Raw genomic sequence first — 7,084 nt, forward strand, 5'->3', positions numbered from 1 at the left:
CTATCATAGCGGTGACAGTGCGATGGGAGAACATTTTAAAGCAATAAAAGAGAGATTTGATATCGATGAAGCATTTTTGCCGATCGGAGCGTACCGACCTGAGCCGATCATGCGCCATTTTCATATTTCACCCCTCGAAGCACTCCAAGTAGCAGACGATTTAGGGGTGAAAACCCTGATTCCTATCCATTATGGAACATTCAAGCTCGCTGATGATACTTTAGATGAACCGATCGAATGGTTTGAAGAGCTGATCGGTGCAAAAAAGTATCCCTTTGAATCTAAAATCCTCCGTGTCGGAGAAATTTATCGTTTTAAAACGACATCCACATTCAAATCGACCTGATCACGTACGACTAAAAAAACCATTTTCGGCGGAGTGATCCCAAAATCGGTCATTTTCATACTGCTTTTGACTTTGATACGGACTTTAGAAGCTTCTTCGCTCACCGTCCCCTCAAAACTCATCGGTTTCGTGACACCATGAAGATTCATCGCCCCTTTGAGGATAACGTTATCTCCCCCTTTAGCCACAACCTCTTTGACTTCAAACACCGCTTTAGGGAAAGTAGATGATTCCAATGTCTCTTGCATATTGGTATCACGCTTTTTGTTATCGCTAATCAAATCAGACATAGAGATTTCAATCGTCCCTTTTAACGTTGCGGGAGCCGCATCCATTGACAAATGCGATGTTGCTTTTTTGGCAGTCGGATCAATTGAGCTGTCTCCGAATACTTCGGTATGGGCTTTTATGCTTCCCGATTCAAATGCCAAATTGCCCGCAAATGCGGAGGCAGCCAATAAAACCGCCGCCAAACTCACTATTTTTTTCATGTAATTCTCCTAAAATAAAATGGGTACACCAATGCGAAAAGAGTTAAAATAACTGCCGCTATCCAAATCTCGTTGTGCAAAGCAATGCCGTTGGCCGCTGATGCCGCTATCCAGCCGACACCGATCATCGATAGTCCGATAAGACGTATATCCGCCAAACGTATCAGTGCTTGAAACAACAAAACATTATAATACGAAATGGCAATCGGATAGACAATAGCCAACAAAATCGGCTCTTGTATCCAATACAAAAGATAGCTCAGCACAAACAGAACCCAAATAAGACGGGTTTGACTCATTAACTCGCCGCCAAAGCGAAAGGCGGCATAAACTCCCGCTAAATGAGCAGTAATAATAAGCAGTGTATACTGACTCCAAATATCCATACTGCCCGATCGGCTAAGGGTCTCAAAAAGTGCCGAATCGGCAAAAATCCAAAGCATCATCACCCCGAGCGTCGGCCAATGAAACGGTTTTTTTTCACTCGTACGTGTCAATTTGAGTTTCGCAAAATATAACGCACCAATGGAGATAAGGGGAAAAAGAATCGCAATCATACCGCGTTCTTCAAACGGATAGGTATAAAGAGCCGTCCCCACCGCATACGAAATCGCCATTCCTAACGATAACTGTAGCTTGCTCTGAGACTTGAAAATATAAAGAAGCAACGGCGTTGTGTAACCGACGACAAAACCAAGGGCCAAGAGCATTCCCAGCGAGTAGTTGGGATAAAACCATGAAATCATAATTTGGATACCGAATAAAAATGAAAGCTCATGTTTCAGGATATGGTGACGCCAAAATGCACTGAACAGTGCCCCTATCACTCCGCCGATGGGGAGGGTAAAGAGGTCGTGAATATGGGAATCAAATACCCCCACGACTCCCGTTTGTGCAATAAGGAGATAGTAAAGAAGCTGTGAGCTGAGGACAATGACGAGAAGATTCACTCTCTACCTCGCAAGACCAGCCAATAGAACAGGGCAAATAGCCCATCGTAAAACGCCACCAAAAGGGCAATTCCATCCATGGTACCCACCATATAAAGTGCGGCAAATACCGAAGCACAAATGGCACGTACACTCGCACTAAGCTCTGCAAAGCGGTGTGGATCGCTGTGGATTCCATACCAGTGCATCAATCCCGTCCCGATCATAAAAGCAAATACAATATACTCATACGTTCCGCTAAAGCTAAACCCCAGCAGAGGAAAAAGTGCCGCACCGCCGAGGATAAGGATCACCCCGCCCCCCGCATCGCTCAACAAACCGCTCAGATGGTAAAACTTCAGCGGGGAATCGAGGCGGAATCGAATCCGCTCATAGGTAATCCATAGCACCATTCCCACCACTAATGCACCGATCAATGCTCTAAGGCTCAAAAAAGGCTCTACAGCTGCGGTGAATCCTCCCGCTTCGATAATCCCTGCTATCGTGAGAACAAGTGCCATCAGCGCCATCAACACCGTCCAGATCACCGCATACACACGACGAAACAGATTCGGCAAAAGATGATGGAGAATAGCAAGTGCCATAAATGCCACCCCTAGCCCCATTGCAATGTGAGCGTGTCCTACAACCAAATCATTACGGTGGATCAAGGCGCGGATTTCAGGGATAAAGAGAAAATTCCCCTGAAGATCGACAAAAATAAACGCGCCGATCGAGAAGATCAGATACGGATTCGTTTTAAAACTCACCCCCGCATCACGTAGCCATACCCACAACAAAGGGAGGTACAACAGCGTTAAATACTGAAAAAACCACTCTTCACTGTAGCTCAAACTGTGAAAAAAATTACGGATAATGAGAGAAAGAGCATAGCCAGCAAGTGGGACGATCCACAACCAATGCCAGCGAGGTTTAAACTCCTGCGTCGCTACCAGTTTAATCAACAGATAATAGATCGGAATCAGGGTAAAACTCATCCCCAATGTATTATCGCCATGCGGCCCCACAAGGGTCTGCTCCACCTGACCGTAATCAGGGTTCATCAATACCACCAACGCGATGGGTGCTGCGATAACCGCCACAAGCGAGACATTAACCCACAAAGGGCGTTTTTCATAGCGGCGCAAGGCATCCACAAGGGCGAGAAGATAAAACAGACCGCTAAAAGCGAGAAGGAAATTGAGCTGATAGGGGAAATCGTAAAACGGCAATCCCCGAATATTTCCAAACAGCAATGCCATAGACATAAAGAGCAAGAAGAGATTCCAAACGACAAAATAGCGGCGTAAATGCTCAATTGCGGTTTCGGAGAGCACCCCCTCTTTTTGAAACAGTGCAAAGGGGAGCAGCGAGAGGATCAACGGGAAAAATCCGTACAGCATCTGCGAAATATGGAGTGATCGCGCACGCTCAGGGGAGAGGAGTGTCATAGAGCCGTCCAGCCCCACCATCTCTACCGCATAGACCAACCCCGCAAAAAGTCCGAGAATCAGCCACAAAAAGGCGAGGGGAAGCTCATCATTTATGAATTTGTTTAACAATGCCATCCTCCATCTCAATAATAACGTCTGCGTAGTCGGCTATCTTTTTATCATGCGACGCTACGACGAATCCTGTCCCACTATGCGAAAACTCTCTAAAGAGTTCATACACCCCCAGTGCATTTTTCGTATCCAAATTCCCTGTCGGTTCATCCGCAAATACGACTGAGGGGTGATTGATCAAGGCTCTGGCGATCGCGGCACGCTGCCGCTCTCCTCCTGAGACCTCATCGCTGTAGCGTTTCCCTAACCGTTCAATCCCCAAACTTCCCATTAACGGATCGATCAAGGTCTTATCCAATGCCGCCAACGCGATATTTTCGCGTAATGTCAGATAGGAGATAAGATAGTGGAACTGAAACACAAACCCTATGTTATGCTGACGAAAATGGTCAATATTTCCGAGTTCATGGAGAAGCTTACCGTCATATCGAACGCTTCCCAATGATGGCTGCAGTAGCGTCGAGAGGATAGAGAGAACAGTTGTTTTCCCGCTTCCGCTCTCCCCGATAATCGCGGTAAAACTCCCCGGTAGAATCTCAATATCAACACCGTTCAATACTTTTTCATGGCCGTAAAAATGTTCCAGCCCCAGTGCCTCGATTTTCATGCACCACCTCTTTGAATTAAGCTCATCGGGTCGATGCGAGAAGCATACACGGCAGGAAGCAAGGTTCCGAATAATGCCATCGTAACGGAAACAATAAAGACCTTAATCATCAACGCTGCGGTTATCTCACCGTTGATGTACCCCTGAAACTTATCGGCATGCTCAATCATCTCCAATATGCCCAGCGAAGCCCCAAGTGCCACAGTGTAGGCAAGAATGGCAATAATCAGCGTTTCACTTAAGAGCTTCACAATAATCGTCCCCGAAGAGAGTCCGATGGAACGCATAATTCCAAACTCCCCCTTACGGTCATTCACTACCATGCTCATCATGCTTACAATTCCCAGTATCCCCATTAAAAAAGCCATAGCTCCGATCACATCGGAACTGGTTTTGATGATCTTGAATTGGTTGTACGAATCGATAAAACTCTCAGTCGTTTTTGCTTCGATTTCACTGCTGAGACTATTAATCTCCGCAACGATTGCATCGCTTTTGCCCAGATCATCCAAGCTGATCAAAAAGATAGAGGCACTTTTATGAAACAGCTCTCCCGCATCGGTGAGATTCATAACAACCCCGCCGTCTTCAAATCCGATACGGCTTTTAAAGACACCGCTTACGACAAATGTTTTTTTTGAAAGAGCGATTTTGGTCGGTTTTTTGAGCGTTTCATAGATTTTAGACCCTAACATCACTTCGCCCGATTTGGGATACGTACCCTGCTTGAGAGCATAGCTTTTATACCGGTTCTCACTTGCCCCGTATATCCCGACAATCGGGAGAGGATCAACGGGTGCGGCACCCAAAATCAAAGCACTGGCTTCTTTAACCCCCTCCATCTTTTCTATAGAAACACTGAGGGAACGGTTAATATCACTGAAAAAAGTATCGGCAATCCCTTTTTGAGTGACAATAATATCACCGTCGGTTTTAAGCATCGCACTGTACATACTTACGACGCCCCCCGATATAGCACTAATAAGAAAAATAGCGGCAATGGAAACGCTCATACTGATAAAAATAAGGGCGGTTTTAAACCGATTTTTACGAAGAGCTTTGATAGGGGTAATCACTGCTCAATCGCTTTTTTAAGTTCAACGGCCGTTTCGATAAATTCTACTTTGGTCAAGAAATTTCCCCGAAATTTCATCACGGTAATCTTATCTTCCTGATACGGGAAATTAAGCCCCTGTACTTCATCTTGGATCAGCAGTACCGTATGGGTATATTTACGCATTTTCGGCAAAGCAAAACTCTCGGTGATAAATTTCGGCATTTGGCTGATATCGGCAACAAACGCCGCTTTGTTTTTTGCCAAATACCCTTTTTCTTGAGCGGTAAGATATTCGTTAACCGTCGCACCCGTCCCTTTTTCGAATGCCATAATCAGCGTTTTCGGCATCATTTTAAGGGCAACACGCTTACCGAACTGATCACTCAAATCAAGCGGCATTACCGATTGGCCTACTTTATAGGGGGCAGCCCAGAGAGTTAATGTCACGAATAGTAAAATGATAACCTTTTTCATAATAATCCCTTATACCTAATAATATGACGAAAGTATAGGTGAAAAAAGGATAATTAACGGTTAATAAACTTTAATGGGTCAGTTTGCTCAACACGTTTTCGAGTTTCGTATGTTGCTCGAGAGTGAGGAGAAAAGTATCATCCATCACTTTATCCAAATGATTCATTTCGGTGAGGGTAATTCCGAACGGATCTTTTTTCGCTACTTTACTTCCCCCCGAACCGAGTACCACGTTATCCAGCTTTTTAGAGCTGTGACGGACAAAATAGGTCAAAAAGTAGCCGCCGGAGTGATCTTTCTCGATTGCGACGACAACACGTGATGCGTTGGAGCCGTTCCAGCTCAAATCAGGTGCAAGGATTTTGAAATCTTCGACGGCGAGGTATCCGACATACACTTTAGTATAAATATCGTGATAGCGCTGTGTTGCGGCACGGCGGAAAAACTCCAAATCGATTGGATCTTTCCCGCGCAGAGAGCGAAGCATCCACGAGAGGGTTGCATAGTATTTGAAGGCCGCAACTTTCAACTCTTCTGCATGAGCGATTTTACTGCTCTCGATCCGAATCATCGGGGCACGCTCGGACTTGGAACTCAAACGTTCCAAAATATGGCGTGCACTGTACGGTTTTGTCAGCCATACCGAGGCATACGGAGGAAGGTCAGACGTTCCTGTCGCCCCTTCGTTGAGAACTAGCAGTGCTTTAACGTTATAACGGGGGAAAAGAACTTCAAGCAAAGCCCGTTTTTTGCGAAGTCGTTTTTTGAGATTGCTCACCGATTTAACCAACGTCATCTCGACAAAATAGAGCTCTTTATCAGTGAAAAGGAGTCCGTCGAATTCACCGATCTCTTTGTGACGGGCACGGTAGATAATCTGCCCTTTCCAGCTTACCGAGAGGGCATCACTTTGGGCGCGGGTACGGTGTTTATGCGGCCCTTTAATGATAAAGCTTTTGATGCGCGGCTCATTGGCGGCGTAGCGGAGAAGCTTTTCATAGATATAGTTCTCATACACTTCCCCCTCAAAAGAACGAAACGCACTGATGTACCCTTCGTCTTCCATCGTAAGCCCTTTCGCTTCAAGGGAGAGAAGATGGTCAATGTTGTAGTCATAATATAAAAGATTATCGCCGAGTTCTGCATCGCCTTCGGGGATAATAGTATGGTCGAATGTTAGGATGGGAGCCTCTTCTGGCGGATTAGGGTACTTTCACAAATACCCGCTAACATTTTACCTTATTTTTGCCCTAACACTACTCTAAAGATCATCGTGATATACTTTATTTATGCAAAACCGACCGACCGAAGATCAAATCCGTACTCAATTCGTCACTTCGTTGATGAATTATTTTAAAATTGATGAAGATGTTTTTTTACGCAGCCATATCGATGAGCTTATCCGCCCTATCGGATCCACTCGATACAGTAGCTTTCTAAATCGACTCTCGTCACGTGAAATGCCGTATAAAACTGCATTTGAAAAAATCGCTCTTATTGCTGAAGAATTTGAAAATGAGACCCTTAGCCCTATCGACCATGAAGCACAAGAGCGTGCAGAGAACTTATACCGACTAATGTACGATATCAGGAGAGATGTGAGTTTAGTACGTGA

General features: G+C 45.2%; 9 protein-coding genes. 2 read left to right on the plus strand and 7 right to left on the minus strand.

Annotation, left to right across the window (positions count from 1 at the left end; genetic code table 11):
- Positions 1 to 346, plus strand: a 346-nt coding sequence (locus tag A2517_RS08405) for an MBL fold metallo-hydrolase (RefSeq protein ID WP_294896030.1), incomplete at its 5' end; no start/stop codon positions are given.
- Here the strand turns inward: A2517_RS08405 and A2517_RS08410 are convergent.
- The 7 genes from A2517_RS08410 to A2517_RS08440 all read right to left on the minus strand — a co-directional run bounded on the left by A2517_RS08410 (position 307) and on the right by A2517_RS08440 (position 6,535).
- The gene (locus A2517_RS08410; RefSeq protein WP_294896032.1) at positions 307 to 837 is read right to left on the minus strand and encodes a YceI family protein; all 531 of its coding nucleotides are present in this window, start codon (positions 835 to 837) and stop codon (positions 307 to 309) included. The two genes, A2517_RS08405 and A2517_RS08410, sit on opposite strands and share 40 nt — an antisense overlap.
- Positions 834 to 1,787 carry a hypothetical protein gene (locus tag A2517_RS08415; RefSeq protein ID WP_294896034.1) on the minus strand — a complete coding sequence of 318 codons (954 nt, stop codon included), beginning with the start codon at positions 1,785 to 1,787 and terminating at the stop codon, positions 834 to 836. The genes A2517_RS08410 and A2517_RS08415 overlap by 4 nt, the downstream gene beginning before the upstream one ends.
- A complete protein-coding gene (locus A2517_RS08420; RefSeq protein WP_294896036.1) occupies positions 1,784 to 3,328 on the minus strand; it encodes a cbb3-type cytochrome c oxidase subunit I in 1,545 nt (514 codons plus the stop codon). Before A2517_RS08420 ends, A2517_RS08415 begins: the two co-directional genes overlap by 4 nt.
- Entirely contained in the window at positions 3,306 to 3,938 is a 633-nt protein-coding gene (locus A2517_RS08425; RefSeq protein WP_294896039.1) for an ABC transporter ATP-binding protein, read from the minus strand. Before A2517_RS08425 ends, A2517_RS08420 begins: the two co-directional genes overlap by 23 nt.
- Entirely contained in the window at positions 3,935 to 5,014 is a 1,080-nt protein-coding gene (locus tag A2517_RS08430; RefSeq protein ID WP_294896041.1) for an FtsX-like permease family protein, read from the minus strand. The genes A2517_RS08425 and A2517_RS08430 overlap by 4 nt, the downstream gene beginning before the upstream one ends.
- Positions 5,011 to 5,469: a hypothetical protein gene (locus A2517_RS08435; protein WP_294896043.1), complete on the minus strand. Its 459-nt coding sequence runs from the start codon at positions 5,467 to 5,469 to the stop codon at positions 5,011 to 5,013. Before A2517_RS08435 ends, A2517_RS08430 begins: the two co-directional genes overlap by 4 nt.
- Positions 5,470 to 5,539: 70 nt before the next feature.
- Positions 5,540 to 6,535, minus strand: coding sequence for a hypothetical protein (locus A2517_RS08440; protein WP_294896045.1), 996 nt, complete (start codon positions 6,533 to 6,535; stop codon positions 5,540 to 5,542).
- A gap of 223 nt (positions 6,536 to 6,758) precedes the next feature.
- On the opposite strand from A2517_RS08440, the gene A2517_RS08445 reads away from it, so the two are divergent.
- Positions 6,759 to 7,084, plus strand: a 326-nt coding sequence (locus A2517_RS08445; protein ID WP_294896048.1) for a hypothetical protein, incomplete at its 3' end; no start/stop codon positions are given.

The organism is Sulfuricurvum sp. RIFOXYD12_FULL_44_77, from assembly GCF_001830725.1.
Taxonomy (GTDB): Bacteria; Campylobacterota; Campylobacteria; order Campylobacterales; family Sulfurimonadaceae; genus Sulfuricurvum; species Sulfuricurvum kujiense_A.

What these genes read in the sequence shown, in the direction of transcription:
- A2517_RS08410 (WP_294896032.1), bottom strand. Translation starts at nt 837, where the DNA reads ATGAAAAAAATAGTGAGTTTGGCGGCGGTTTTATTGGCTGCCTCCGCA.
- A2517_RS08425 (WP_294896039.1), bottom strand. Translation starts at nt 3,938, where the DNA reads ATGAAAATCGAGGCACTGGGGCTGGAACATTTTTACGGCCATGAAAAA.
- A2517_RS08435 (WP_294896043.1), bottom strand. Translation starts at nt 5,469, where the DNA reads ATGAAAAAGGTTATCATTTTACTATTCGTGACATTAACTCTCTGGGCT.
- A2517_RS08440 (WP_294896045.1), bottom strand. Translation starts at nt 6,535, where the DNA reads ATGGAAGACGAAGGGTACATCAGTGCGTTTCGTTCTTTTGAGGGGGAA.